Source organism: Acinetobacter sp. 22323 (genome assembly GCF_052044895.1).
Classification (GTDB): domain Bacteria; phylum Pseudomonadota; class Gammaproteobacteria; order Pseudomonadales; family Moraxellaceae; genus Acinetobacter; species Acinetobacter schindleri.
The window spans coordinates 42,430-68,573 of sequence record NZ_JBQEOL010000005.1 but is presented as its reverse complement, the minus strand read 5'-3'; the positions used below and the strand labels follow the sequence as shown (position 1 = coordinate 68,573).

Sequence of the window (26,144 nt, the reverse complement as noted above, 5' to 3'; positions counted from 1 at the left end):
CAATGAGAATTATCTTCTAAATTGCCGTTTAGCCACCAGATCCTGGTCATTTTTATGAATTTAGTCAGTAAATGATCAATTATCCAACAATTTTATTACCATGCACGACCATAGTTTGATATTCATTTAATCTGAAAATAATTAGGCTGTTATTGTTCTTTTTCGACACGTTAGTAAAGATAAGATGAGTAGTGTAAGACAACAGAACTTTCTTCTGCGTAAAGAAAAAATTCTGAGCATGGCCGAGAACCTGCTTCTAGATAATAACGAAGACATTACCCTGAATGAGCTTGCCAGTGAAATGGATATTGCCAAGGGGACCATTTACAAGCATTTTAAAAGCAAAAACCAGTTATATCTGGAACTGATTATTTTAAATGAACAGCGTCTTCTAGAGATTTCCAAACGTTTTAATACTGACTTCCGGACTTATGTATTGGAATATATGCTTTATCATTTGCACAATTCCAATCGAACCATTTTACTGCATATGATTGAGGAGCGCCTGACCAATACTGAAAAAGGTCTGAAAGAACTGTTTCAGGAACTGTATCAGGTTCGTGAAGAACGGATTCTGAGTATCCGTGACCTTACTCGTGAATATCTGGATGCCAATAACAGTAACATGTCGATCCGGGATTATCTGTCTTTTATCTGGACAGTGACCTATGGCGCTTCCTTGTTACTGAATTCAACCAGCTATCAAAAAGCTATCGGTTCTCGTGAACGATTGATTGAACTCTATGTCAATCAAGCTTTAATGATTGCACCCAACAATACCTCTGTATAAAAAAGCCTGACACACAGGTCAGGCTTGCTTTCGTAGCGCTACTTATACTGCTACAGGTGGAAAACCGTCTTCAGTCAGTGCAGCAACGATTTCATCCTGATGTACGCCAGTTTCTACTTCAACCAGCTTTTTCTCTACGTCGATTTCAACACGTGCATGTTCATCCAGATCCTTGATGGTTGCAGTAACACTACGTGCACAACCGCCACAGGTCATATTTTCAATACGAAATTTCATGCGCTTATCTCCTTAGGAATGATTTATTCTAACTTGAAGTTGAGTGATGGCTGGAGGGTGGATTTGTATCCAGTCCCTGCTCGATATCTTTTAAAATTGCACAATCGGCACGCTCATCACCAGCACAACGCGCGACAGATTGCTTCAAAATTTTGACCATGGCCTGCATATCCTGAATTTTCTGTTCCAGTATAGTGATATGTTTTTGTGCCAGCTGTTTAACTTCACTGCTCTGCCGCACTTCATTCTGCCATAGGCCTAACAACTCTTTCATCTGTTCCGAGGAAAATCCCAGCTCGCGTGCATGCTGGATAAAACCGAGCATACGGATATCAGCATCACTATAGTCACGATAGCCACTTTCACTACGTTTCGGCGCAGGTAACAGACCAATCTCTTCATAATAGCGAATCATTTTGGCCGAGATACCGGATCGTTTGGCGGCTTGTCCAATATTCACTGATTTACTCCTGTGCTGATAGTGGCTGATACAGCTTTAAACGCAAGGCATTGCTGACAACAAATACCGATGATAAAGCCATTGCACCTGCGGCAAACATTGGCGAAAGCAGGATGCCAAAGAATGGATACAGGATACCCGCAGCAATTGGGATCAATGCAATATTATAGACAAAGGCCCAGAACAGGTTCTGTCGAATATTCTTGATGGTGGCCTGACTGATGCCAATGCCGGTGGCGACATGCTGCATATTGCCAGACATGAGCACTACATCTGCCGCTTCAATTGCAACATCAGTCCCCGTACCAATCGCCATGCCGACATCTGCTTGCGCGAGTGCCGGTGCATCGTTAATACCATCACCCACAAAGGTTACAATGCCATGCTCTTTTTGCAGCATTTTTACGGCATCGACTTTTTCATGAGGTAAGACTTCAGCAATCACATGATCAATCTTGAGTTGTTGTGCTACCGCATTCGCCGTATGTGGGTTATCACCCGTAATCATTGCGACTTTCAGACCTTGACGATGCAATTCTTCAATGGCTTTAAAGCTGGTATCTTTAATCGGATCAGCTACGGCAATAATAGCTGCCAGTTTTCCATTGAGCGCTGCATACAGCGGTGTCTTGCCTTCTTGTCCCAATTTAGAGGCTATTCCAGCAAAGTGCTCGGTATTTAAACCCAGCTGTTGCATCAATCGTTCAGCACCAATCTGGATATCCTGATTATTGATCTGTGCTTTAATCCCGGCGCCAGTAATCGAATCAAATTTACTTACTTCGATTAATTCGATCTGCTGCTCTTTTGCAGCCTGCACAATCGCATAGGCAATCGGATGTTCAGACTTGGCTTCTACCGAGGCGATCAGTTGTAAAACCTGCTGTTTATTAAAACCTTCTAGCACGTGAAAATCAGTCATGACAGGTTTTCCTTCTGTCAGTGTTCCGGTTTTATCGACTGCCACAACTTTAGTTTGCTGCAATAACTGTAGAGCTTCGCCTTTACGGAACAGTATCCCCATTTCTGCCGCACGACCGGTACCGACCATAATCGAGGTCGGTGTTGCCAGGCCCATGGCACATGGACAGGCAATAATCAGAACTGCCACGGCATTAACCAGTGCATAACTCAATTGTGGCTCAGGACCAAGCAGGAACCAGACTATAAAGGTCAATAAAGCCAGACCCATTACCGCAGGCACAAACCATAAGGTAACTTTATCTACAGCTGCCTGAATCGGCAGTTTGGCACCTTGCGCCTGCTCGACCATTTTAATGATCTGCGCCAGTACTGAATCTTCACCCACGGCGGTCGCACGGATTTGCAAGGTTCCATTCTGGTTAATAGTGCCGCCAACCACTCTATCATCAGTATTTTTGGCCACAGGCACCGGTTCACCCGTCACCATCGCTTCATCGACATAGCTATGACCGGAAGTCACTACACCATCTACTGCGACTTTTTCACCCGGGCGAATTTCGATGATCATATCCTGCTGGACTTCGGAAATGGGCAGGTCCAGCCATTGTCCATCCTGTAAGACACGTGCGGTTTTAGGCTGCAGGCCAATCAGGTATTGAATCGCCTGTGAGGTTTTGCCTTTGGCACGTGCTTCCAGGTAGCGACCTAACAGGATCAAGGCAATAATGACCGCTGCCGCTTCAAAATAGACATGTACGGTGGCTTGCGGCAATAAAAATGGGAAGAATGTTGCGATAACGGAAAACAGATATGCTGCCAATGTACCCACCGTTACCAGCGAGTTCATATCAGGTGCCAGTCGCAGTAAAGCTGGAATCCCATGCTGGTAGAAACGCCGCCCCGGAAACAATAATACCAAAGTGGTCAGTACAAACTGGATATACCAGCTGTTCTGCGTACCAATATTATGCACAACAAAATGATGGAAGGACGGAAGCAGATGTGATCCCATTTCCAGAATAAATACCGGTAATGCCAGCGCCAGGGCAATCCAAAGATCACGATACAATGAAGCTGTTTCTTCAGCTTTTTTATGCTGGAAATTCTGCTGCTCGGTGAAATTCACTTTTGCAGTTTTTAGCTGTGCCTCATAACCGGCTTTTTTAACCGCTTGGATCAGATTAGCAATATTCAGGTTTGAACCAGAAACCTGTGCCGTTTCAGTGGCCAGATTGACACTGGCCGCAGTGACGCCTTCCACTTTATTGAGTGCTTTTTCCACCCGAGCGACGCAGGATGCACAAGTCATCCCTTCAATATTTAGTTCAAGCTGATCTGCTTTGACATCAAAACCGGCTTTCTGAATGGCTTTGACCAAGACCTGTTGCTGTAAAGAACTGACTGCAGTGACATAAGCCTTTTCGGTAGACAGATTCACATTGGCTTCCAGCACTTCTGGAATTTTTTTGAGGGCTTTTTCAATTCGGGCAGTACAAGAGGCACAGCTCATGCCTTCAATATCCAGTTCGAATTTCTGTTGTACCACCTTAAAGCCAGCACGCTCTATTTTCTGGATAATCTCGGCACAGGGAATCACATGATCGGCACTAATCGATGCCTTTTCCGTAGATAGATTGACATGAGCCGAAACTACGCCTTCAATTTTCTTTAAAGCCTTTTCTACCCGTGCCACGCAAGAAGCACAGGTCATACCTTCAATCTGTACAGTCGTTTGATACAGTTGAGTATTCGACAGTTCCTGCATGGCACATATCCTTTATATTATTGATAGTTTGAATTTAGTTTATAGCTTAAACCTTCCCATAGTTGGAAGGTCAAGTCTTTATGTGAAAATAAAAAAGCCCGGATCATAAACCCGGGCTTTTAACGTATTGTCAAATACTTGCTAAAAATTATTCCGCAGAAATATCTTCAAATAATATCGATGACAGGTAACGTTCACCACCATCTGGCAAAATTACCACAATGTTTTTACTTGCATTTTCAGGACGCGCTGCAAGTTGTGCAGCCGCAGCCATCGCAGCACCACTTGATATACCCACCAAAATACCTTCTTGCGATGCCGTTTTACGTGCCCATTCCACTGCCGTAGTACTGTCAATCGCAATGACTTCATCTACCAGATCAAGATCAAGGTTACCAGGAATAAAGTTCGCACCGATCCCCTGGATTTTATGTGGTCCAGGCGTCAATGATTCACCACGTTTCGCCTGAGTAATAATTGGTGACTCAGCTGGCTCAACGGCAACCGAATAGATCGGCTTGTTACGGACTTTTTCGAAGTAACGTGAAATACCTGAAATGGTACCGCCAGTTCCTACACCAGCAACCAGAATATCAACATTACCGCCAGTCGCTTCCCAGATTTCTGGGCCAGTCGTTTCTTCATGAATTTTCGGGTTAGCGGGGTTTTCAAACTGTTGTGGCAAGAAATATGTTTCAGGCTGTTCAGTCACTAGACGAACCGCTTCATCTACTGCACCTTTCATGCCTTTCGCAGGTTCAGTCAAAATCAGGTTAGCGCCAAAGGCTTTGACCACTTTACGGCGTTCGATACTCATGCTGGCTGGCATAGTCAGTGTAAGTGGATAGCCTTTTGCTGCAGCAACGAAAGCCAGTGCAATACCGGTATTGCCACTGGTTGGTTCAACAATGTGCATGCCTGGTTTTAACTTACCAGATTTTTCAGCATCTGCAATCAGCGCTGCACCAATACGGCATTTCACCGAAAATGCCGGATTACGGCTCTCAACTTTCGCGAGTACAGTTGCTCCACCTGTGATGGCACGGTTAATGCGCACAAGAGGTGTATTGCCAATGGCTTCTGCATTGTTACTGTAAACCGCTATTCCCAGATTGTTGGGCGTAGGAAATGCTGCATCTGTACTCATTAGTATATCCCTGATGTTATTAGCTCGAAGTGCACTATCATCATACAAGTATTTTCAGATTTTGTAGAAGAAAGTGGAATCTGTACTCTATTATGGCAAATCAACTGTTATATAAGTTATTAATATACAATAAAAATAACTGATTACTTAATGTCAAATATATAATTTTTATTGATATTTAAATTCACAAAAAGCCATAAAAATAAGTGATTTTTACCAAATGTTTAAGGATTCAGACCTTTATAATCATTCGCGCTGTATTTTATCTCTATGGACATTCTGAATGAATACCGATCTTGAAATCACCACCATGCGTGATTCAGCTGATCAGGTGGTTGGCATCCTGAAATCTCTTGCAAACACTGACCGTCTCATCATCCTATGTCATCTTTCCCAAGCGGAACTCAACGTTTCCCAAATTGAAAATCTCACCCACATCCAGCAACCTACACTTTCCCAGCAATTGATGATGTTACGTAAAAGTGATGTGGTCAGTACCCGCCGCGATGGTAAGCAAATTTTCTATTCTATTAAAGATCAGAATCTGGTGGTCATCCTGAATACGCTGTATCAATTGTACTGTGCAAAAGCTTAAGCATTTTATCTAGAGTCTAAACATTCCTCTTAGCACTGGAGATGATCTTCAATATGTAGATCATCTCTTTGAGACAGAATTATTGCTAAGAACTGGTCAGGTCATTTTTTATATGAGGGTTGATCAAGCTCCACTTTTATCCATGATTTCTTAGCAGAAAATGTGCATAATATATCTATATTTGTGATTTAGACTTTTATATGTCCAATTCGAAGTCAAAACTGCTGCAATTATTACCGGCCTGGTCATGGTTAAGCCACTATAGTCCGGTTAAATTCAAGTCCGACGTGCTGGCTTCGTTAATTGTGGTTGCCATGCTGGTGCCGCAAGGTATGGCGTATGCCATGCTGGCTGGATTGCCGCCGATCATGGGGCTATATGCCAGTATCCTGCCTATGATTCTGTACGCTATGCTAGGTAGTAGCAGTACCTTGTCGATTGGTCCTGTGGCCATCATTTCCATGATGACCTTCGCCACGCTGAATCCTTTATTTGAAGTCGGTTCACCCGTCTATATCGCAGCAGCAACTTTATTGGCGCTGATGGTCGGAATCATTTCCCTATTATTAGGCTTAATGCGTTTTGGTTTTTTGATTCAGCTGATTAGCCATCCGGTAATTCAGAGTTTTATTATTGCTTCTGCGCTGCTGATTGCGGTTGGACAGTTTAAGTTTCTGGTCGATGTGCCATTACAAGCCAATAATCTTCAGCAATTTGTGTTTAGCCTGTTGGAATATCTCCATCTGATTCACTGGCCAAGTCTGGTTTTTGGGCTGCTGTCCATTGGCCTGCTGATCTATCTTCCAAAAATTCTGAAATCCCAGTCTGTACAAAGCCGGATTGGATCGACTGATTTTCTGGTGCGTGCTGTACCATTAATGCTAGTCGCTTTAGGTATTTTGGCTGTGGTGTATCTAAATCTGCAAATACAAGGGATCAAAACGGTAGGTGCAATTCCTTCCGGATTTCCACCTTTAAGTTTTCCACACTGGAACTGGGATTTAGTGCTCACCTTGCTGCCAGGCGCGACCATGATTGCGATGATCAGTTTTGTGGAATCGCTGTCTATCGCGCAAGCAACAGCATTACAGCAACGTAGCCAGCTAAACAGTAACCAGGAACTGATTGCACTGGGTATTGCCAATATTAGTGCCGGAGTCAGTTCTGCCTTTCCAGTTACTGGTAGCTTGTCACGTACTGTAGTCAACGCAGATGCTGGTGCCAGAACGCCAATGGCGGGTGTACTGTCTTCTCTGCTGATTATTTTGGTCAGCCTGTTTTTTACTGGTTTCTTTGAAGAGCTGCCACTGGCGATTCTTGCAGCCACGATCATTGTATCGATCTGGAAACTGGTTGATTTCCAGCCCTTTATGAACGCTTGGCGCTATTCCAAAGCAGACGGGATTGCCATGTGGGTAACTTTCTTTGGTGTGGTGCTGATTGATATCTCGACAGGTCTGATTATTGGCATTATTTCCACCTTCGTGCTGATGCTGTTGCGTATTTCCCGTCCGCATATTGCAGTAGTCGGCCTGATTGAAGGCACCCAGCATTTCCGCAATGTGCAGCGCCATCAGGTGCTGACCTCAGATCAGGTGCTTTCCTTGCGTATTGATGAAAATCTAAGCTTCCTGAATGCTAATGCCTTTAAAGGCTTTTTGATTAATGCAGTCAGTGGTAAAGACCAGCTCGAGCATGTCATTTTGAACTGTTCCAGTATCAGTGCCATTGACCTTAGTGCTCTGGAAATGCTGGAAGATCTGAATACAGAACTGTCCAAACTCAATATTCGTCTACACTTTGCGGAAGTGAAAGGACCAGTCATGGATCGCTTACAGGAATCCAAATTGCTTAAACATCTCAGTGGACAGATTTATCTGACGCACTATCAGGCAATTCGGGATCTCTCTCCCGATCTGTTTAATGATCACAGTAAAGATTATTCCATTTAACTCATTTGACTGTTCCAGGAACAACGTGATTAATTTTGAAGGCATCTCGTAGTATCAGCAAAATTGATCACTTTTTTAAGAGCATTTCTATAATAAATATATGGTATACATTTTCATCTTAAAATTTTGTCCAAAACTTGATTTTGATTAAATTATAGACAAAAAATATAGGTGGTTTTCTATAATTATTATTTATTTTCATAAACTTATATTTAAACTAAAAATATATTTTAAGCACATAGAATTTTAAGTATAAAATAACGCAAATTTTTTCCGCATTTAGCCCTCGTAATTTACACAAGGCAACCTTATGTTCTCTGCCCTTTCGCGTATGAGTTTAGTCTCCCGAATCATCATTGCCATTATACTTGGTATTGGTGTCGCGCTGGTTTTTCCAGAATATGCGCCCTACCTCAGTCTGCTAGGCGACCTTTTTATTAAAGCTCTTAAATCTGTCGCTCCTGTCCTCGTTTTCATTTTAGTTCTGGCTTCCATTGCTAACTTTAAAGTGGGTCAAGGAAACTCCCGTATGCGCCCGATCATGTACATGTATGCGATCGGCATGTTCCTGGCCGCAGTGAGTGCTGTAATTGCCAGCATCATGTTTCCAAGTACGCTGTTCCTGGACGTCGCTGCACAAGGTGACTTACAGCCACCAGGCAGTTTAAGTGAAATCCTGAAAAATCTGCTGCTCAGCTTTGTTGCGAACCCGGTGGTTGCAATTGCTGAAGCAAATTTCATTGGTATTCTGGCTTGGGCTGTGGCACTGGGCATTGCATTCCGTCATGCATCTGAAACCACTAAAACCGTATTAAATGATGCAGCAAATGCCATTAACCATGTGATCCGTCTGGTAATTAGCTTTGCACCTGTCGGTATTTTTGGTCTGGTAGCAGTTACTTTTGCCGAAGCGGGTCTGGAAACTTTAGAAAGCTACGGTCATTTGCTGGCAGTATTGCTTGGTACGATGGCCTTCGTAGCACTGGTGGTGAATCCATTACTGGTTGCATTGGTGACACGTGCCAATCCTTATCCACTAGTCTTTACCTGCTTGCGCGAAAGTGGCATCACTGCATTCTTTACCCGTAGCTCAGCTGCAAATATTCCGGTAAATCTGGATCTGGCGAAACGCTTAGGTGTGTCTGAATCCACTTCAAGTGTAGCCATTCCACTGGGTGCAGCCATTAACATGGCGGGTGCATCTGTAACCATTACCGTGTTATCGCTTGCAGCGGTAAATACGTTAGGCATTCATGTTGATTTAACCACCATGATTATTCTTTCTGTGGTTGCAACTGTTTCTGCCTGTGGTGCCTCTGGTGTTGCCGGCGGTTCATTGCTGCTGATTCCAGTTGCATGTGGTCTGTTTGGTATTTCTTCTGATATCGCAATGCAGGTCGTTGCAATCGGTATGGTGATTAGCGTATTGCAGGATTCAACTGAAACTGCACTCAACTCATCAACTGACGTTTTATTTACTACAGCTGTAGACCGCGCATCTAATTGATCTTATATTGATAATTCAATATTTTGCCAATAGATGTTGAGTTCTTATGCCATTACAGCGTTTACCCATCTGGGTTCAACTGGGTGCATTTTTTCTTGCCGTGAATGCCGGCATGATTAATGTACTCGGTCTGGTTACTCTCCTGCACCAATCCGTTTCCCATATGACCGGCAATATCAGTATGCTGGCCATGGCACTGGTGCAATGGCAGCCTGAACAGATTCTCTATCTGTGCCTGGTTACTGCGTGTTATGTCATTGGCTCAATGTATAGCGGTCTTATCTTGGGAAATAGCCACTTTCAGCTAGGCCGCCGTTATGGATATCCGCTTAGTCTGGTGGCTCTTTTTATTATCCTGTGCTGGATCTTGTTACCATATTTTCCTCATTATGGCTTGCTGTGGGCCTGTGTGGCGATGGGTGTGCAAAATGCCATGGTCAGTCACTATAAAGGCACGATTATCCGCACTACGCATTTATCTGGTGTATTAACCGATCTTGGGCTGTCATTAGGCTATAAGTTGCGTGGACTGGAAGTCGAATTTCGACGGACTATCCTTCATTTACTGATCCTGATCGGATTTTTAATTGGCGGTGTTCTTGCCAGCTGTATTTATCCTTATTTAAAATTAAACGCATTCCTGATCCCGGCAGCACTCAGCCTTAGTCTAAGCCTGATTTACTGGATCATTTATTTACGTTATCGACGCTTAAAGCATTAATTCTCTGGAAATACTCATGGTTAAAAACGCACTACAGGCACAATTGTTAAAGGCAGGTCTGGTCGATAATAAGAAAGCAAAAAAATTGTCAAAGCAGGCCGTTCATGAAAAGCGCACTGGTGATAGCAGTGAAGCTGAAATCAAGGCGAAAATTGAACAGGCCAAACAGGAAAAGCTGGCAAAAGATCAGGCCATTGAACAAGAGAAAAAGGCAGCGCTGCAGGAAAAAGAACTCAAAGCTGCCATCATGCAAATGATCAATCAGCATAAAATTCGGGATACTGATGGGGAGATTTCCTATCAGTTTATTGATGATTCTAAAATCAAGAAAGTCTATCTGAATCAGCAAATTTATAATGCCCTGGTTGCAGGCAGTTTGGTGATCGCCCGCGAAAATGACAGCTATGCTTTCCTGCCTAAAGCGCTGGCGGATCGTATCAATGCCAAAATGGAAGGCTTCATCATTGTGAATAATTCTGAGAAGAATGAACAGACCACCGATGAAGAAGATCCATATGCAGCATATGTGATTCCGGATGACCTGATGTGGTAATCCATGAAAGCCAAAAGCTCCCTATTTCGGGAGCTTTTTTTAAGCACTATTAACATAATGATTCGAGGTAGACAATCAAACTGGCTGTGCTGTATCAGCCATTAGCTCCTGAATAAATTGATCAAAACGTTGCCCTTGTGCTGGTGAATGTTCCCAGATGCTACAGCCCAAGTTTTTTGCATCATCAAAGGCTTCATCCTCATAAATAATAGTATTCAAAGAATGTGCACCAGGAATGCCTTTGAGTAAATTCTGATTTGCTTCAATTTGCGAGATTTCGATCTGCTGAGGTACACGCATCAGTATTCCATAGACTTTTAACTGGGTATTGAACTGTGCAACACTGATGGCCAGTTGCAGCATCTCAGTATACATCTCCTGCTCTTCAGCCTCTGCTGACATAGGAATAATCAGTTTATCTGCTCGCATTAACACCGAGCGCAATGCATAACTATCATGCCCGGCGATATCAATCACGATATCATCATATTGAGTTTTGACCTGTTCTACACGCCGCATTAACTCATCTGGATGGTCTTTTAAAGAAATATGTTCAAAGCCAAAACCTGTACGATGCAAAGCCACCCATTCAAAATTCTGCTTGTCGTCATCAGTATCAATATAGAGTGTTCTGGCTTGAAGACGCAGATATTCTGTCAGATTCATCGCCAAGGTACTTTTACCTGACCCTCGTTTCGGGCTGGTCACCACAAAGATCGTCATGTTATTCCCGCATTTTTAATCAAAAATATTATTAAATACTTAAAATAATTATGGTTTTAAAATGAATGATTTAATTTAAAAAGTCAAAACTCATTTTCATTAGACTGTAAAAAAGCACCCTCAGATGCTTTGTTTAAAAAGCTTTCTAACTGAGATCAATTTTGAGTTTTCTGTCCAATAAACAGAATTGCATCCTGCTGATTGCTGTTCTCGGCCATCATATAAATTGACTGGCTATCAATCTGATTCAGCAATATCCCATCTACTTGCTGTGCCCCATTCAAACAGTCGGAACTTGCAGAACCTGTTAAGACCAGATGAATATTAAAATATGGTGCATTGTTTTCCGAACTCACTCTTCCTGCAAATGCACATTTGTCCTGATCGCCGACAATTCCTGTCACCACTCCGCTACGGTCGATATTGACTGTAGTAATTACATTATTGGTTAAAGTTGTAGTTCGACCGCTATAGCGCCCTTGCAGGCTGGATATACTGGTATTGTCACGACTGTAATCTCTATTATAAATAAGGTTAAAAGGCCGATTATTGGTATTATTGACATTTCCCTGCAGGTTCTTTTCCGGCGTATAATGACCATTCAGGGTTACACTAGCAGTTTGATTGAAGGCAAAATTATAGTCGCGAATGTTGGTCGCACTAAAGCGATTGCCCGATAAAGAAAACTGCCCACGCATGATACCGGTATAACCATTATCTGCTGGCAGTGAATACAATAACCAGAAATTACTATTTTTCTCGATCACACCCAGAATAGAGCGCGGACTCAGATTTTCATCTGTAAAACTGCCGAGATAGACACCTGTCAAGCGGCTTGAGGATGAACCATCTACACCTCTAAAAATATCATCATTCCCATCACCGCAGGCATTCAGCGCTAAGGCTAGACCGACAATTGCTAACTGTTTTTGCATAATTCTACCCTTTGTATTTTTGTAGGAGGGTGATCTTTGATGTGCATCTTTGTCATAGCTGGGCTACTTAGAAGCTGATATGAAATGCCGATAAAGTCTCCTGTTCATCTGATGTAATTAACAGTTTTAAAACTTTCCTGATCATTTCAACAAGTCATAAGGATGACCGCTGGTTAATCAAATTTTAAATAAGCAGGATCTGCTTCTCTATCCGTTTTTGTATCTTTTTATAAGCATAATATTGAAGGATCAAAATGCTGTAACGGGACAGATATGTTTTAAAACGTTATTCAAGGTTAATAAATAATTTCTAAGCCTATAAACTGTATGGCATTTTTACATTGAAGAGAAAGATCAGTTGGAACAGTTTAGATTTATTCAGAACATTCAAGATTGGGCAGATCAATACCCTTGGCTGGAAATGCTGTCTTCTTTAAGCATTGTGATTGCGGTGGCTTTTATCGCCAATCTGTTTGCCAAACAGGTTGTTGTTCGTGGAATTCGTAAACTGATTTCCAAATTACCTTTTGCCAACAACACGATCTTTGCGGAACACAGTGTAATTCGCCGTATTGCCAATATTGTACCCGCCATTGTGATTATGAATGGGATCAGCACGGTTCCACACTTGTCAGATAAAGTGCAGACCTTTGTACAGATGGGCGCTCAGGCTTTTATTTTTCTAACCATTGCCCTAGCACTGGGTGAATTGCTGAATATTTTTAACCTGATTTATCAGCGCAACCCCAAATCACGCAATAAACCGATTAAAGGCTATTTGCAGCTAGTGAAACTGCTGATTTTTATTGTCTGTGGATTGATGATTCTGGGTACCTTCCTGAAAAAGGATGTGTTTACTTTGCTGGCGGGTTTCGGTGCGATGGCTGCCGTGCTGATGCTGGTGTTTCAGAACACGATTCTTTCATTGGTGGCTTCAGTACAGATTTCTTCTTATGACATGGTGCGTATCGGTGACTGGATTGAAATGCCTTCACTGAATGCGGATGGTGATGTAATTGATATGTCATTACATACTGTGACCGTGCAAAACTTTGACAAAACTGTTACGACCATTCCAACCAATAAGTTAGTGACGGATACGTTTAAAAACTGGCGAGGAATGCAGGAAGCTGGTGCGCGTCGTATCAAACGTTCGATTCATATTGATCAAAGCAGCGTGCATTTTATGAGTGAGGAAGAACAGACCAAACTCAAAAACTTTATCCTGCTGGATCATTATCTGAATACCAAGACTGAAGAACTGGTCAAATTCAACCAGCAGTTACAGCATAATTCCCAATATAATCAGCGCCGTTTAACCAATTTAGGAACGTTCCGTGCCTATCTGGAATTTTATCTGCAACAGCATCCGGGTATTACTAAAGACTTTTCTCTAATGGTGCGTCAATTACAGCCGACCAGTGAAGGCTTACCGCTAGAAATCTATGCCTTTACCAATACCACGGTGTGGACTGAATATGAGAATATTCAGTCTGATATTATGGATCATGTATTGGCAATTATTCCGGAATTTGGCCTGAAAGTGTATCAGGCACCTTCAGGCAGCGATTTTAAGGAAGTATTTACAGCGCCTGCTTCGCCAATTATTACTTAATTTAAACGCAGTTACTCCAAGCCTGAAATGATACGTCATCTCAGGCTTTTTTTATTGACGTAGCTATGCAATTTCATCGATGTTTTTTTAAATTTTTTATTTACCTGAAATCAACTTTTCTAGGTTTTAAACTTTGCAACCTAAAGTTTGATTTAGTTAATCATTTTGTGGCAATTTCACCTTAATTCAGCCTTATAAAAACAGAATCCTTTATAATCCGTGAAAAGCAAAATGCATGAGAAAAGAGCACACTAATGTTTCGATGGCTTGAACGGCTGGTAGATCCCTATCCCACCAAAAATCTGAACCAACCCTTGCCCACCAGTTTTTTCCCTTTTGTCTGGCAAGCGGCTTATGGCGTACGCCGTTATCTGTTGATTCTTGTCCTTTGTACTGCCGGTGCAGCCAGTTTCGAGGCCTTGCTATATGCTAAAATTGGCGATCTGGTCAATTGGCTCAGCCAAAGTCAGCCAGACACCTTTTTGGAGCAACATGCGGCCAACCTGACTTTACTCACTGTAGTCCTGCTGGCCAATATTTTCTTTGCCAGTGCGCAGTCCTTGATCAAGCACCAGATTTTATACAGTAATTTCCCAATGCGTTTGCGCTGGCGTTTCCATAATCTGCTGCTCAAGCAAAGCCTAGATTTCTTCCACAATGACTTTGCCGGTCGTTTATCTGCCAAGGTCATGCAGACCTCACTAGCGATCCGTGAATTCTGGGTCATTCTCGGCGATATGCTGGCCTATGTAGTGATTTATTTCATTACCATTAACATCGTACTCGGTTCAATTTCTGCTTATCTGATTATTCCACTGATGGTGTGGCTGCTGCTGTTTATCTGTGCTGCCAGCTATTTTATTCCCCGTCTCAGCAAAATCTCACATGAACAGGCCGATGCCCGTGCGGTAATGACTGGCCGTGTGACCGATGCCTATACCAATATTCAGACCGTTAAACTTTTTGCTCATGCAGGCCGTGAAAGCCAGTATGCCAAAGCATCCATGCAAGAGTTTATGGTGACGGTTTATAAACAGATGCGACTGGGTGCCCAGTATGAAATCAGTATTTTGCTACTGAGCCTCGTACTCTATGGCGGTGTATTAGGGACAGCGATCTGGTTATGGATGGAAGGTCAGGCTCAGCTCGGCATTATTGCTGCAACTACGGCGATGGTACTGAAACTGAACAGTATTGCCGAATTCCTGATGTGGCAAACCTCGCAATTGTTTGAAAATGTCGGAACCATTCAGGACGGCATGGGAACTCTGGGTAAATCAATTTCGATTCAGGACAAGCCGGATGCCAAAGAACTGGAACTGAAACAGGGTGAAATCAAATTTGATAATGTTTGCTTTGCCTATAATGACAAAAATGTGATTGATGGTTTGAACCTGACCATACGACCAGGTGAAAAAATCGGTGTGGTGGGTCGTTCTGGTGCCGGTAAATCTACCCTGATTCAGCTATTGCTGAATTTCTATCGTATTGACCAAGGTCGTATTTTAATCGATGGACAAAATATTGAAGATGTGACTCAAGATAGCCTGCGCAAGAATATTGCCATGGTGACACAGGACACTTCACTGTTACATCGTAGTGTGGCTGAAAATATAAAATATGGCCGTCCGAATGCGACAGATGAAGAAATGTTTGAGGCGGTGCGTAAAGCTGAGGCAGAGGAATTCATTCCGCAACTAAGCGATATGCGCGGTAAGCGTGGTTATGAGGCCTATGTTGGCGAGCGTGGCGTCAAGCTGTCTGGTGGTCAGCGTCAGCGTATTGCGATTGCCCGTGTCTTTCTGAAAGATGCACCTATTCTGATTCTGGATGAAGCAACCAGTGCACTGGATTCAGAAGTTGAAGCAGCAATTCAGAGCAGTCTGGATGAGCTGATGAAAGGTAAAACTGTGATTGCGATTGCTCACCGTCTTTCTACTATTGCGCAAATGGACCGGTTGATTGTGCTGGATCAGGGTAAGATTGTTGAACAAGGCACACATGATGAACTGGTGGCATTGAATGGAATTTATGCGCATCTGTGGCAACGTCAGACTGGCGGATTTTTAATGGAACACGACACAAAAAAACAAGGATAGAACATGTTATATCTGGAAGACCTGCAGATTGGTGATGAGTTTAAAAGTCGTTCTTACCGCATGAGTAAGGACGAAATTCTAAAGTTTGCTCATGCCTATGACCCGCAGCCGTTTCATGTCGATGCGGAACAGGCCGAACAGCATCCGATCTTCCGGGGTCTGGCCGCCAGTGGCTGGCATACTGCTGCAGTGGTCATGCGTTTATGGACCGAATGTTTCCCGGTTGCTTATGGTCTGATTGGGGCGGATTCGCATGTGCGTTGGCCCTGCCCGACCCGCCCTGATGATGAAATCCGGGTGATTGTGACCATCACTGATATTCAACCTTCCAAACGTAAACCTGATCGTGGCATCGTTCGCTATGAAACCCAAGCCTTGAACCAGCAAGATCAGGTTCTGTTTAATTCAACCACAAATATTCTGGTATTTAAGCGAGAATTTACAGCAGTTTAGTTTGATTTTTACCCACATTTCAGGCTAATCTGCTTGAAGTGTTTGGGTAAGGCTCGGCATTTTGTCCAACAATTTTAAAGATAAAACTGGCTAGTTCATGCCAATATGGGCACATAAATAGAAAAAATTTGACTGAGTGCAACGGATCGCGCATGAAGATGATTGTTCCACGCCAAGACCAAGGCATCCCGGGTGTTTATGGTCTTTTGCTTCTCGACGTTATCTCCCGCTGGGGCTATAACGATGAGTCGCTATTCAAACCTTTTGGGCTAACCAGCGAACAGCTGGCAGACCCTGAGTTCCGAATTCCAACTGCCATTGCCAATGATATGGTTAAACACGCACTCAAGCTGACGGGTGAACCGACCTTGGGCTATCACCTCGGCACACAGATGCGTATTTCTATTCATGGCTTTATTGGCTATGCCATCATGACGGCAAACAATATTACCGAAGCTTTGGTGCTGGCCAACCGTTTTATTCAGTTGCGTTTGCCCTTCCTGCAACTGTTCTTCTCGACCTTTGGGGTCAAGGCCACAGTACAGCTACAAACTGATATTCAGATGGAACCGCTGCGTACTGAAATTTCAATCGCCCTGATGATCGGTCTGATCAGTATGGCTAAAGCCATTACCGGGATCAGCGATGCAACCGGAGAAATCGATTTCGATTTTAAAAAGCCGGAAGGTTTTGAACGCTTTATGGTGAAATTCCCCACGCATCAGTTCCGTTTTGAACAGCCACATCTGTTACTTAGCTTTGATAAAAGCTATCTGATGAACAAACTGGTGCATGCCGATCCAATCGCCAGCCAGATTGCGATTAACCAGTGTGAAACAGAACTTTCTGCCCTGGGTGAACGACATCGTATTGCCATGCGGGTACGGGATATTTTGACCAATTCAGAACAGCATTATCTTAGTATTGAAGCAGTCGCCGACCGTCTGCATATGTCGGATCGTACCTTGAAACGTCAGCTGGCCGCAGAAGGCACTTCTTTCTCGACACTGGTCGATGAAGTACGTTATCGTCATGCAACTTCCCTGCTTTCACGAACAGACTTCACTCTGGAACAGATTGCCGATGAACTCGGCTATAGTGATGTCGCCAACTTCAGTCGTGCCTTTAAACGCTGGAGTGGTCGCAGTCCAAGCAACTGGCGTAAAGATCCGTATCTATAAGCCTTTTGTTTTGCAGCAAAAGAATGTATAAATCATGTCAAAAATGAACCTAAGCGATTTAAGGAGTTATCAATGAATCATCCTTCAGAATTAAAGTACGCAAGTACACATGAATGGGTACGCATTGAGGGTGATCTTGTGGTGACCGGTATTTCTGACCATGCACAGGATGCTTTAGGTGACCTGGTCTATGTTGAAGCGCCAGATCTTGATTCACACGTGACCGCAGGTCAGCAAGCAGGTGTTGTCGAATCTGTAAAAACTGCGTCAGATATCCATGCGCCTGTTTCTGGTATCGTTGTTGAAATTAACCCGGCACTGGAAGATGATCCGGATTTCATTAATGATGACCCGTATGGCAAAGGCTGGATTTACAAAATCAAGCCAGATAATATCGCGGATGTCGAAAAACTGCTCAGCAATACTGAATATGAAGCAGGCCTTTAATTTAACCTGTTTTAAGAATCAGCCTGCGGGCTGATTTTTTTATACCTAAATTTTTAAGACCTTTTACATATTAAAATGACCCCACATTTGTCGGTTTTTATTGTATTATTCACATAATCTCCCATATAGTCTTCGTGACGCGCTTTGTTGCTGAATATCGCATTCAGCATGTTCCATAAAAAAAATACTAATTTTGGCCTAGCGTTTCACATTAAAATTTCTGGATCATGATGAACGCAACTGTAACGCCGTTGTGGACAAAGTCCTTTTTGCTTTGTCTGGCAAATAATCTGTTTTTGTTTATTTTTTATTTTGCCCAGACTACGATTTTACCGATCTATATTCTTAAAGAACTTGGGGGCAGTGTAACCCAAGCCGGATTAACCCTGACGCTATTCATGGTTTCTGCGATCTTGATTCGCCCATTTAGTGGTTTGATTATTGATAAATTGGGACAGCGTCGTACTTTAATTATCTCCGCGACGATGTTCTGTTTCATTGCTTTTGGCTATTTATTTATTAGCAATATGACCAGTTTATATATCCTGCGTTTAATCCACGGGGTCTGGTTTAGTATCCTTACTACCGTCTGTGTTCCTGTGGTAAACCAGTTTATTCCCGATAGTCGCCGAGGCGAAGGCATGGGTTATTATGCCATGTCGGTGAATCTCGGAATTGTACTCGGCCCCCTCATTGGCCTAAGTCTTATTCCTTATTTAAGCTATACCATGGTGACTGCTGTACTGGTGGCCATGATCTTTATCGGTTATATCTTCTGCTTTCTAATTCCGGTGCAAGAAGTCAAACAACCAGACAGTGAAGCTGAAAAAACCAAGTTGGGTTTAAGTAATTTTATTGAGAGAAAATCCCTGACTGTTGCCTTAATGGCCATGATGATTTCCTTCTCATATGCCAGCATCATGTCTTTTATTGCCCCCTTTGCCAGTTCAATTCATCTGATGCAGTACGCAGGCTTATTCTTTGTGGTTTTTGCCATTTCCATGATGAGCCTACGCCCGATTACTGGCAAAATTTATGACCGTAAAGGTCCACAATATGTAATTTATCCTGCGGTTCTTACCTTTAGTCTGGGGCTATTGGTTTTAAGTCAGATTCATACCCTGACTGGATTTATGCTGGCAGCCGTACTGATCGGATTAGGTTTTGGTAGTGCTCAACCTTGCTTGCAAACTCTCGCCATTCAACGTGCTCCCAAGCACCGGATTGGCTATGCCACTTCGACTTTCTACACCTGCTACGACATCGGCATTGCCATTGGCTCATTAGTCGTTGGGATGATGATTGCCAAGCAAAGCTTTAGCTTCGCCTTTATTATTTGTGCCGCTCTAACAGCCTTGAGCCTGCTGTATTTTAAATTCGTGGTTCAACGTACAACTGTTATAGCTTAATCCAGTAATAAAAACCGACCTTATTTCATGTCGGTTTTTAATTTAAGCCTCTCAGATTTATGAGCTTTGTTCTGTACTACTGGCATCTTCATCCGTTTCATTATCCGGCTTTTTCTCTTCCATCATGCTAAATGCGGTGGCCGTATTATTCATGGCTGGATTAGCACGCGTACTTTTCAGTTTGATTTGCAGACGAAGTTCATTGGTCGAATCAGCATTACGCAATGCTTCTTCATAAGAAATCGCACCTTCATTATAAAGATCAAATAATGCCTGATCAAAAGTCTGCATACCAAGTTCACGTGATTTGCCCATAATTGCTTTTAATTCATGGAAATCACCTTTCAGAATAAGATCTGATACCAATGGTGTATTCAGCATAATTTCGACTGCGGCACGACGTCCCTTGCCATCTTCAGTACGGACCAAACGCTGAGAGACAATCGCTTTCATATTGGAAGATAGATCCATCAATAACTGATTACGGCGTTCCTCCGGGAAGAAGTTAATAATCCGGTCCAGTGTCTGGTTGGCATTGTTAGAATGCAGTGTCCCCAGACAGAGATGCCCTGTTTCGGCAAAGGCAATCGCATGTTCCATGGTTTCCGTATCCCGGATTTCACCAATCAGAATCACATCGGGTGCCTGACGCAAGGTATTTTTTAAGGCATTATGCCAGGAATGGCTATCTACCCCGACCTCGCGATGGGTGATCATTGACTTCTTATGTTTATGTACATATTCCACCGGGTCTTCTACGGTAATGATATGGCCAGCTGAGTTTTCATTACGATAATCAATCATCGCAGCAAGCGAAGTCGACTTACCTGAACCTGTACCGCCCACGACGAGTACCAGACCGCGCTTTTCCATAATCACATGCTTGAGTGACTCTGGCAATTTTAACTTCTGGAAATTCGGAATTTCTGCAGTGATGGTCCGGATCACCATACCGACATTGAGTTGCTGCTGGAATACGTTGACACGGAAACGTGAAACGCCTGGTACAGTAATGGCAAAGTTACATTCCAGTTCTGCTTCATATTCTCTACGCTGCTTTTCGTTCATCAGCGCATAGGCAAACAGTTTGGTTTTTTCTGGGGTAAGTTCCTGTTGCCCAAAAGGTTTCATTAATCCTTGATGTTTGATACTCGGAGGAAAGTCTGCGGTAATGAACAGGTCTGAACCACCATATTCAACGACCTTGGTCAGCATATGGTGCATAAACTTACGTGCTTCTTCTAATAACTCTGCCGTGAACATATTTTCCTCTGTAATGCACAATGGTATAAATCTTCAAAAAAGACTCATATCAATATATTTTGATTTTATTGTGCAGCGTTTTTTCAAAAGCCTCAAATACATTTGATTTATAAAGATAATTTTTTCAAATAATTCTGTGACCTGATTCAAGAAAAATAAAAATAAAGGGAAATGATCTCAATGAAATTAAAATCTAATAGTTATAACTATTGATAAACTAGAGTTCAGATTTTAGAAAAGTAAATTGGAAACCCATCGAAATGAATCCGTCCACATATTTTTTTAAATAAGGAAATTAAATTAAAAGCCTTGATGGCTAAAGCGTTGTGATCTTTAAACCACCGTGGACAAACTTATCATCCAACTCAACTGCATTTGAATGCAGCTTGATTTCAGCAAAATGCTGGTCAGATTCTGGAAAGTGTAGTTTCCTTGGATTGTTCCAGTATCGTCATCCTACTCCCTTCTTCCTGAAGAGCGGGATTGATGCGACTGCTTTTTAATTTGATCTGCAAACGCATTTCATTACTTGAATCCGCATTACGCAAAGCTTCGTCATAAGAAATAATTCCCTGGTTATACAAATCAAATAATGCCTGATCAAAGGTCTGCATGCCGAGTTCACGCGAACGCGCCATAATAGTTTTCAGCTCGTAAAAATCTCCTTTACGGATAAAATCAGACACCAGCGACGTATTCAATAAAATTTCAACGGCAGCACGACGACCTTGCCCATCCTCGATACGGATCAAACGTTGCGAAATCACAGCTTTCATATTGGCGGATAAATCCATTAACAGCTGATTGCGGCGTTCTTCCGGGAAGAAATTAATAATGCGGTCTAAAGCCTGATCGGCATTATTAGAATGCAGGGTGGCCAAACACAGATGACCGGATTCAGCAAAGGCAATCGCATGCTCCATACTTTCGGTATCCCGGATTTCACCAATCACGATCACATCCGGTGCCTGACGCATGGTATTGATCAGCGCGTTATGCCAAGAAACACAATCTACGCCAATTTCACGTTGGGTAATCATGGACTTTTTATGTTGATACACGTATTCCACCGGATCTTCCATGGTAATAATATGTCCTTCAGAATAGGTATTGCGGTGATCAATCATGGCTGCCAGTGTGGTGGATTTACCAACACCTGTCGCACCTACAATCAGAACCAGCCCACGTTTTTCCATAATCACTTGTTGCAAAGAGTTTGGTAGTCCTAATTGCTGAAAGCTTGGAATCTCCGTAGTAATGGTTCTGATTACCATCCCAACATTATGCTGTTGCTGAAAGACATTGACCCGGAAGCGTGATACACCCGGTACACTGATACCGAAATTGCATTCCATCACTGATTCAAATTCCTTGATCTGTCGTTCATTCATTAAAGCATAGGCAAACAAACGGGTTTTATCCGCTGCCAGTTTTTGCTGACCAAAAGGTTTCATCAAGCCCTGCTGTTTGATACTTGGTGGAAAATCTGCGGTAATAAAAAGATCGGAACCTCCATATTCAACCACTTTGGTCAGCATATGGTGCATAAATTTACGTGCTTCATCGAGCAATTCGGGTGTATACATATCCAGGTCCCTCAGATCATGTCCATCGCGCGATATAAAACGGTTTGATGCAGATCCTGAAAAATTATTGTTATTGTGAAATCACTTATTTTTTGATGTATTTATAAATATATTTTTTATGATTATTATTCTGTATGTTCTACATAGTAACGGTGCTGATCGAAACTTTATAAGCAGTCTTCCTCTCAGTAGCATTCACTCATGCCTTTCCCCCAACAGTGTGAGGAAAGGCATGACCGTAAATTTAAGCACTACGCTTTAAACCTTCCAGTCGCAGTGAATCTGTCATATTTAACAACAGTTGTTCGGTTTTTGTCCAGCCCAGACATCCATCTGTAACCGACTGTCCGTAAACCATACCATCTGAAATTTTCTGATTGCCATCAACCAGATGACTTTCCAGCATCACACCGCGAACATTGGTCTGTAGGCGTTCTGCCACGATCTGCTCTAAAACTTCCGGTTGTAACATCGGATTTTTGGAACTGTTGCCATGGCTACAGTCAATCACTAATGCTGGCAATTCCGCTGAATGTTTGGCTTTGATTTTCTCGATTTCAGATAACTGGTAGTTCGGACCACTATTTGATCCACGCAGAATCAGATGGGCTTTTGGATTGCCTTTGGAATTTAAAATACATGGTAAACCCGATTGGCTCATGCCCAGGAACTGATGCGGATGTGAAGCTGACTGAATCGCATCTAAAGCAATCTGAATCGAACCATCAGTGCCATTTTTGAAACCGATGCTGTATGGCATTTGGCTAGAAATTTCGCGGTGGATCTGAGATTCACTGGTACGTGCACCAATCGCACCCCACGCCAGTAAATCATCAAAATACGCCGTCGCCATTGGACTGAGGATCTCCGAAGCAATCGGTAAGCCCATGCCAATAATGTTCAGGTAAAGTTCGCGGGATTTTTGCAGACCCAGCTGCATATTGGATGAACCATCCAGTGCAGGGTCGTATAGAAAACCTTTCCAGCCGACTGTGGTACGAGGCTTTTCAATGTAAGCTCGCATGACCAGGAAAATCTGATCAGAAATTTGAGCCTGTAACTGTTTTAATTTTTCTGCATATTCAAGTGCGGAGGCTTCATCATGGATGGAGCATGGTCCGGTAATCACCATCAGACGGTGATCTTTACCCTCTAGAATGTTCTGTATGGTTTGTCGCTGTCCGGCAATCTGTTCAGCCAATTGTGGAGACAATGGCAATTGTGCTTTCAATTCTGCCGGCAGGCTTAATAGAGTTTCAGTTTGCTGTTGTTGTGATGTAATAACGCTATTCATGACTTTCATCCTTTGGACTGATCAATACAGTCCGAACTTTTATTTGAGCTTTATGGGTCTATGTGTCTGTGTGCTAAGGTTCATCAACTGGTTAAAGTAGAACCAATAAAAGTTGCTAAAGTATGAATAGTTAAAGTAAGTCATGGCTGTCTCCAAAATTAGTAAATATAACAAGCATAAAAAAACCTGATCAGGGTTGCCGATCAGGTATAAACTGGGTGGGCAACCTTTTACTTGCCCGAACGCATTCAGGCAATCATCTAAACTGCCAGAAATAATAATAAGCGTTTAAGTTTACAGGTTGCTTGAGCATGTTATGTAATTCATAAAAATGTGAATATGAAATTTAAAATACGCGGTATATCAGTATTTGACAAGTAAAAATTGTAAAAAAAATATTTATTAGTGTGGCTATTTTTATTTATCAATCCACCTATTTGTCATAGCTATACCAAAGTTTGACAAGATCTGAAGCTACCTCAGACCTTGTCAAGATTCAGTGACTCATTATTAAAGCAGAATCAACGTGAAACACGGTTCCAGGCATCGCGGATCGCATATTTAGCCTGCTCCCAGTTCAGACGCGACTCGCCTTTTACCTGTTCCCATTTGATTCTTAAATCGGATTCGGCATCTTCAAAACGGGTGTTAGCATCATAATGGGCACGATTTTCATAACCGACCTGATACGCCGTATGATAATCACGATCATAATCCAGATCGCTATAACTTGTACGTGCTTCAGTATAATAAGGCGTATTTAATGAATTTTCACGCCAATATGCTTCTTCTTCGGTTGGGTTTACCACTTCACCTACACCATGACCCGCTAACCCGCCAACCACTGCACCGACTACGCCACCGACAGCAGTTCCAACCGGACCTGCAGCAGAACCAATTGCTGCACCTGCAGCTGCACCGCCTGCAGCACCGACACCTGTACCTACCGGATGCGCACCCGGTTCACCAGTAATTGGATCGGCATTTAAATCATCACGTACTTCTTTCGGAGAATTCTTGATTAAATCACGATCAAAATTATCATTCGACATAGAGCTTATCCTTATTGTTGAAAATGGTTTTCTTAACGCATATCAATATGCTTTCATCACTATAAAGCTCTGAACCAAAATGACTTTAGAAGGCTTGTGCGGATTCAGTTAAGCTCTGTGAGGGTTTGAGAGGCAAATGTATCCAATTTAAAATAAATAAACATAAAAAAGACCGGTATTTACCGGCCTTTTAAAATTGATCCGCTTAGTCAAAATGAATCACTGTACGGATCGACTTGCCTTCATGCATCAGATCAAATGCTTCGTTAATCTGCTCAAGCGGCATAGTATGGGTTACAAATGGTTCTAGCTGGATATCACCTTTCATGGCCTGCTCAACCATTCCTGGCAATTGTGAACGACCTTTTACGCCACCAAATGCAGTCCCCATCCATTTACGGCCAGTCACGAGCTGGAATGGACGGGTCGAAATTTCTTTACCTGCACCAGCGACACCAATAATGACTGATTGACCCCAGCCACGGTGTGCACATTCTAGTGCAGAACGCATTACGTCGACATTACCGATACATTCAAATGAATGATCTACACCCCAGCCTGTCATTTCCACAATGACTTGCTGGATTGGCTTGTCATAGTCTTTTGGATTTAAAAAGTCGGTTGCACCGAACTGTTTTGCCAGTTCAAATTTGTCAGCATTGGTATCTACTGCAATAATACGGCTGGCTTTGGCTTGACGGGCACCTTGTACCACTGCCAACCCGATACCACCCAGACCGAATACTGCAACCGTATCGCCTTCCTGTACTTTTGCTGTGTTATGTACTGCACCAATACCTGTAGTGACACCACAGCCTAATAAGCAAACGTGTTCATGATTTGCTTCCGGATTGATTTTCGCCAGAGAAACTTCAGCAACCACGGTATATTCAGAGAATGTTGAACAGCCCATGTAATGGTAAATTGGCTCGCCATTATAAGAGAAACGGGTCGTACCATCCGGCATTACCCCTTTACCCTGAGTTGCACGTACAGCAACACACAAGTTAGTTTTGCCAGATTTACAGAACAGACATTCACCACATTCAGCAGTATATAGAGGAATCACGTGATCACCCGGTTTTAAGCTGGTGACACCTTCACCCACTTCAACCACCACACCTGCACCTTCATGGCCCAGAATTGCCGGGAATACACCTTCAGGATCTTCACCAGATAAAGTGAAGGCATCAGTATGACACACGCCCGTATGGCTAATTTTTACCAGAACTTCGCCAGCTTTCGGTGGTGCGACATCAACTTCAACGATCTGTAATGGCTCGCCTGGACCGAACGCTACCGCTGCACGTGATTTCATTTAAAACTATCCTTTGTTTGCTGATTTAACAGATGACTAACAGTAACCTCTTTCTATTCTGAGATTCAACCATTAACATCCTTAATATGGGAAGAATAAAGCCAAATAATTAATGGAA

The 26,144-nt window shown here is 42.8% G+C and carries 23 protein-coding genes; 12 read left to right on the top strand and 11 right to left on the bottom strand.

Annotated elements, in window-relative coordinates:
* The first annotated feature begins 184 nt into the window (after nt 1-184).
* Complete coding sequence (locus tag ACTJIX_RS04880; RefSeq protein ID WP_005222266.1) at nt 185-790, top strand: TetR/AcrR family transcriptional regulator; 606 nt, start codon at nt 185-187, stop codon at nt 788-790.
* A 42-nt stretch (nt 791-832) separates the two neighbouring features.
* On the opposite strand, the gene ACTJIX_RS04875 is transcribed toward ACTJIX_RS04880, so the two are convergent.
* The 4 genes from ACTJIX_RS04875 to cysK all read right to left on the bottom strand — a co-directional run bounded on the left by ACTJIX_RS04875 (nt 833) and on the right by cysK (nt 5,323).
* Nucleotides 833-1,027, bottom strand: coding sequence for a heavy-metal-associated domain-containing protein (locus ACTJIX_RS04875; protein ID WP_005222267.1), 195 nt, complete (start codon nt 1,025-1,027; stop codon nt 833-835).
* A 28-nt stretch (nt 1,028-1,055) separates the two neighbouring features.
* A complete protein-coding gene (cueR, locus tag ACTJIX_RS04870) occupies nt 1,056-1,487 on the bottom strand; it encodes a Cu(I)-responsive transcriptional regulator (RefSeq protein WP_004809488.1) in 432 nt (143 codons plus the stop codon).
* Nucleotides 1,488-1,491: 4 nt separating this feature from the next.
* Nucleotides 1,492-4,176, bottom strand: a complete 2,685-nt coding sequence (locus ACTJIX_RS04865; protein WP_005222269.1) for a heavy metal translocating P-type ATPase — start codon at nt 4,174-4,176, stop codon at nt 1,492-1,494.
* 148 nt (nt 4,177-4,324) lie between these two features.
* On the bottom strand, nt 4,325-5,323 hold the full coding sequence (cysK, locus tag ACTJIX_RS04860; protein WP_005222271.1) for a cysteine synthase A: 999 nt from the start codon (nt 5,321-5,323) through the stop codon (nt 4,325-4,327).
* Nucleotides 5,324-5,606: 283 nt separating this feature from the next.
* On the opposite strand from cysK, the gene ACTJIX_RS04855 reads away from it, so the two are divergent.
* From ACTJIX_RS04855 to ACTJIX_RS04835, 5 genes are all read left to right on the top strand, one after another.
* Nucleotides 5,607-5,918: an ArsR/SmtB family transcription factor gene (locus ACTJIX_RS04855; protein ID WP_004809492.1), complete on the top strand. Its 312-nt coding sequence runs from the start codon at nt 5,607-5,609 to the stop codon at nt 5,916-5,918.
* Nucleotides 5,919-6,118: 200 nt separating this feature from the next.
* Nucleotides 6,119-7,870 (top strand): SulP family inorganic anion transporter, encoded by a 1,752-nt coding sequence (locus ACTJIX_RS04850; RefSeq protein ID WP_262478328.1) that lies wholly within the window; start codon nt 6,119-6,121, stop codon nt 7,868-7,870.
* Between the two features lie 310 nt (nt 7,871-8,180).
* A complete protein-coding gene (sstT, locus tag ACTJIX_RS04845) occupies nt 8,181-9,377 on the top strand; it encodes a serine/threonine transporter SstT (protein WP_005222275.1) in 1,197 nt (398 codons plus the stop codon).
* A 46-nt stretch (nt 9,378-9,423) separates the two neighbouring features.
* Complete coding sequence (locus tag ACTJIX_RS04840) at nt 9,424-10,098, top strand: YoaK family protein (protein ID WP_005222276.1); 675 nt, start codon at nt 9,424-9,426, stop codon at nt 10,096-10,098.
* A gap of 16 nt (nt 10,099-10,114) precedes the next feature.
* Complete coding sequence (locus ACTJIX_RS04835; RefSeq protein WP_004809500.1) at nt 10,115-10,651, top strand: DUF2058 domain-containing protein; 537 nt, start codon at nt 10,115-10,117, stop codon at nt 10,649-10,651.
* A 75-nt stretch (nt 10,652-10,726) separates the two neighbouring features.
* Here ACTJIX_RS04835 and ACTJIX_RS04830 read toward each other — a convergent pair whose 3' ends face one another.
* Nucleotides 10,727-11,374 carry a ParA family protein gene (locus ACTJIX_RS04830; RefSeq protein ID WP_005222278.1) on the bottom strand — a complete coding sequence of 216 codons (648 nt, stop codon included), beginning with the start codon at nt 11,372-11,374 and terminating at the stop codon, nt 10,727-10,729.
* A gap of 155 nt (nt 11,375-11,529) precedes the next feature.
* Complete coding sequence (locus ACTJIX_RS04825; protein WP_005222280.1) at nt 11,530-12,309, bottom strand: hypothetical protein; 780 nt, start codon at nt 12,307-12,309, stop codon at nt 11,530-11,532.
* A 358-nt stretch (nt 12,310-12,667) separates the two neighbouring features.
* Between ACTJIX_RS04825 and ACTJIX_RS04820 the strand changes: the two genes are divergently transcribed.
* The 6 genes from ACTJIX_RS04820 (at nt 12,668) to ACTJIX_RS04795 (ending at nt 19,513) form a co-directional block, all read left to right on the top strand.
* On the top strand, nt 12,668-13,924 hold the full coding sequence (locus ACTJIX_RS04820; protein WP_004809506.1) for a mechanosensitive ion channel family protein: 1,257 nt from the start codon (nt 12,668-12,670) through the stop codon (nt 13,922-13,924).
* A 254-nt stretch (nt 13,925-14,178) separates the two neighbouring features.
* Nucleotides 14,179-16,023, top strand: coding sequence for an ABC transporter ATP-binding protein (locus tag ACTJIX_RS04815; RefSeq protein ID WP_005222282.1), 1,845 nt, complete (start codon nt 14,179-14,181; stop codon nt 16,021-16,023).
* A gap of 3 nt (nt 16,024-16,026) precedes the next feature.
* Nucleotides 16,027-16,476, top strand: coding sequence for a MaoC family dehydratase (locus tag ACTJIX_RS04810; RefSeq protein WP_004895014.1), 450 nt, complete (start codon nt 16,027-16,029; stop codon nt 16,474-16,476).
* 152 nt (nt 16,477-16,628) lie between these two features.
* Nucleotides 16,629-17,657, top strand: a complete 1,029-nt coding sequence (locus ACTJIX_RS04805; RefSeq protein ID WP_180185187.1) for an AraC family transcriptional regulator — start codon at nt 16,629-16,631, stop codon at nt 17,655-17,657.
* A gap of 72 nt (nt 17,658-17,729) precedes the next feature.
* Entirely contained in the window at nt 17,730-18,104 is a 375-nt protein-coding gene (gene gcvH, locus ACTJIX_RS04800) for a glycine cleavage system protein GcvH (RefSeq protein ID WP_004809515.1), read from the top strand.
* A 230-nt stretch (nt 18,105-18,334) separates the two neighbouring features.
* The gene (locus ACTJIX_RS04795; RefSeq protein WP_262478326.1) at nt 18,335-19,513 is read left to right on the top strand and encodes an MFS transporter; all 1,179 of its coding nucleotides are present in this window, start codon (nt 18,335-18,337) and stop codon (nt 19,511-19,513) included.
* 57 nt (nt 19,514-19,570) lie between these two features.
* On the opposite strand, the gene ACTJIX_RS04790 is transcribed toward ACTJIX_RS04795, so the two are convergent.
* The 5 genes from ACTJIX_RS04790 to ACTJIX_RS04770 form a co-directional block, all read right to left on the bottom strand.
* On the bottom strand, nt 19,571-20,776 hold the full coding sequence (locus ACTJIX_RS04790; protein WP_262478325.1) for a PilT/PilU family type 4a pilus ATPase: 1,206 nt from the start codon (nt 20,774-20,776) through the stop codon (nt 19,571-19,573).
* 407 nt (nt 20,777-21,183) lie between these two features.
* Complete coding sequence (locus ACTJIX_RS04785) at nt 21,184-22,362, bottom strand: PilT/PilU family type 4a pilus ATPase (protein WP_262478324.1); 1,179 nt, start codon at nt 22,360-22,362, stop codon at nt 21,184-21,186.
* Nucleotides 22,363-22,606: 244 nt separating this feature from the next.
* Complete coding sequence (locus ACTJIX_RS04780) at nt 22,607-23,656, bottom strand: 3-deoxy-7-phosphoheptulonate synthase (RefSeq protein ID WP_004809523.1); 1,050 nt, start codon at nt 23,654-23,656, stop codon at nt 22,607-22,609.
* 521 nt (nt 23,657-24,177) lie between these two features.
* The gene (locus tag ACTJIX_RS04775) at nt 24,178-24,708 is read right to left on the bottom strand and encodes a hypothetical protein (RefSeq protein ID WP_004809525.1); all 531 of its coding nucleotides are present in this window, start codon (nt 24,706-24,708) and stop codon (nt 24,178-24,180) included.
* Between the two features lie 205 nt (nt 24,709-24,913).
* Nucleotides 24,914-26,026 (bottom strand): S-(hydroxymethyl)glutathione dehydrogenase/class III alcohol dehydrogenase, encoded by a 1,113-nt coding sequence (locus ACTJIX_RS04770; protein WP_004895024.1) that lies wholly within the window; start codon nt 26,024-26,026, stop codon nt 24,914-24,916.
* Nucleotides 26,027-26,144 lie beyond the last annotated feature (118 nt).

Coding starts and splice junctions, on each gene's coding strand:
- ACTJIX_RS04805 (WP_180185187.1), top strand. CDS start 16,629: ATGAAGATGATTGTTCCACGCCAAGACCAAGGCATCCCGGGTGTTTAT.
- ACTJIX_RS04810 (WP_004895014.1), top strand. CDS start 16,027: ATGTTATATCTGGAAGACCTGCAGATTGGTGATGAGTTTAAAAGTCGT.
- ACTJIX_RS04865 (WP_005222269.1), bottom strand. CDS start 4,176: ATGCAGGAACTGTCGAATACTCAACTGTATCAAACGACTGTACAGATT.
- ACTJIX_RS04880 (WP_005222266.1), top strand. CDS start 185: ATGAGTAGTGTAAGACAACAGAACTTTCTTCTGCGTAAAGAAAAAATT.
- gcvH (WP_004809515.1), top strand. CDS start 17,730: ATGAATCATCCTTCAGAATTAAAGTACGCAAGTACACATGAATGGGTA.
- ACTJIX_RS04785 (WP_262478324.1), bottom strand. CDS start 22,362: ATGTATACACCCGAATTGCTCGATGAAGCACGTAAATTTATGCACCAT.
- ACTJIX_RS04775 (WP_004809525.1), bottom strand. CDS start 24,708: ATGTCGAATGATAATTTTGATCGTGATTTAATCAAGAATTCTCCGAAA.
- ACTJIX_RS04850 (WP_262478328.1), top strand. CDS start 6,119: ATGTCCAATTCGAAGTCAAAACTGCTGCAATTATTACCGGCCTGGTCA.
- ACTJIX_RS04815 (WP_005222282.1), top strand. CDS start 14,179: ATGTTTCGATGGCTTGAACGGCTGGTAGATCCCTATCCCACCAAAAAT.
- ACTJIX_RS04835 (WP_004809500.1), top strand. CDS start 10,115: ATGGTTAAAAACGCACTACAGGCACAATTGTTAAAGGCAGGTCTGGTC.
- ACTJIX_RS04790 (WP_262478325.1), bottom strand. CDS start 20,776: ATGTTCACGGCAGAGTTATTAGAAGAAGCACGTAAGTTTATGCACCAT.
- ACTJIX_RS04825 (WP_005222280.1), bottom strand. CDS start 12,309: ATGCAAAAACAGTTAGCAATTGTCGGTCTAGCCTTAGCGCTGAATGCC.
- ACTJIX_RS04830 (WP_005222278.1), bottom strand. CDS start 11,374: ATGACGATCTTTGTGGTGACCAGCCCGAAACGAGGGTCAGGTAAAAGT.
- ACTJIX_RS04770 (WP_004895024.1), bottom strand. CDS start 26,026: ATGAAATCACGTGCAGCGGTAGCGTTCGGTCCAGGCGAGCCATTACAG.
- cysK (WP_005222271.1), bottom strand. CDS start 5,323: ATGAGTACAGATGCAGCATTTCCTACGCCCAACAATCTGGGAATAGCG.
- ACTJIX_RS04875 (WP_005222267.1), bottom strand. CDS start 1,027: ATGAAATTTCGTATTGAAAATATGACCTGTGGCGGTTGTGCACGTAGT.
- ACTJIX_RS04780 (WP_004809523.1), bottom strand. CDS start 23,656: ATGAATAGCGTTATTACATCACAACAACAGCAAACTGAAACTCTATTA.
- ACTJIX_RS04840 (WP_005222276.1), top strand. CDS start 9,424: ATGCCATTACAGCGTTTACCCATCTGGGTTCAACTGGGTGCATTTTTT.
- ACTJIX_RS04855 (WP_004809492.1), top strand. CDS start 5,607: ATGAATACCGATCTTGAAATCACCACCATGCGTGATTCAGCTGATCAG.
- ACTJIX_RS04795 (WP_262478326.1), top strand. CDS start 18,335: ATGAACGCAACTGTAACGCCGTTGTGGACAAAGTCCTTTTTGCTTTGT.
- sstT (WP_005222275.1), top strand. CDS start 8,181: ATGTTCTCTGCCCTTTCGCGTATGAGTTTAGTCTCCCGAATCATCATT.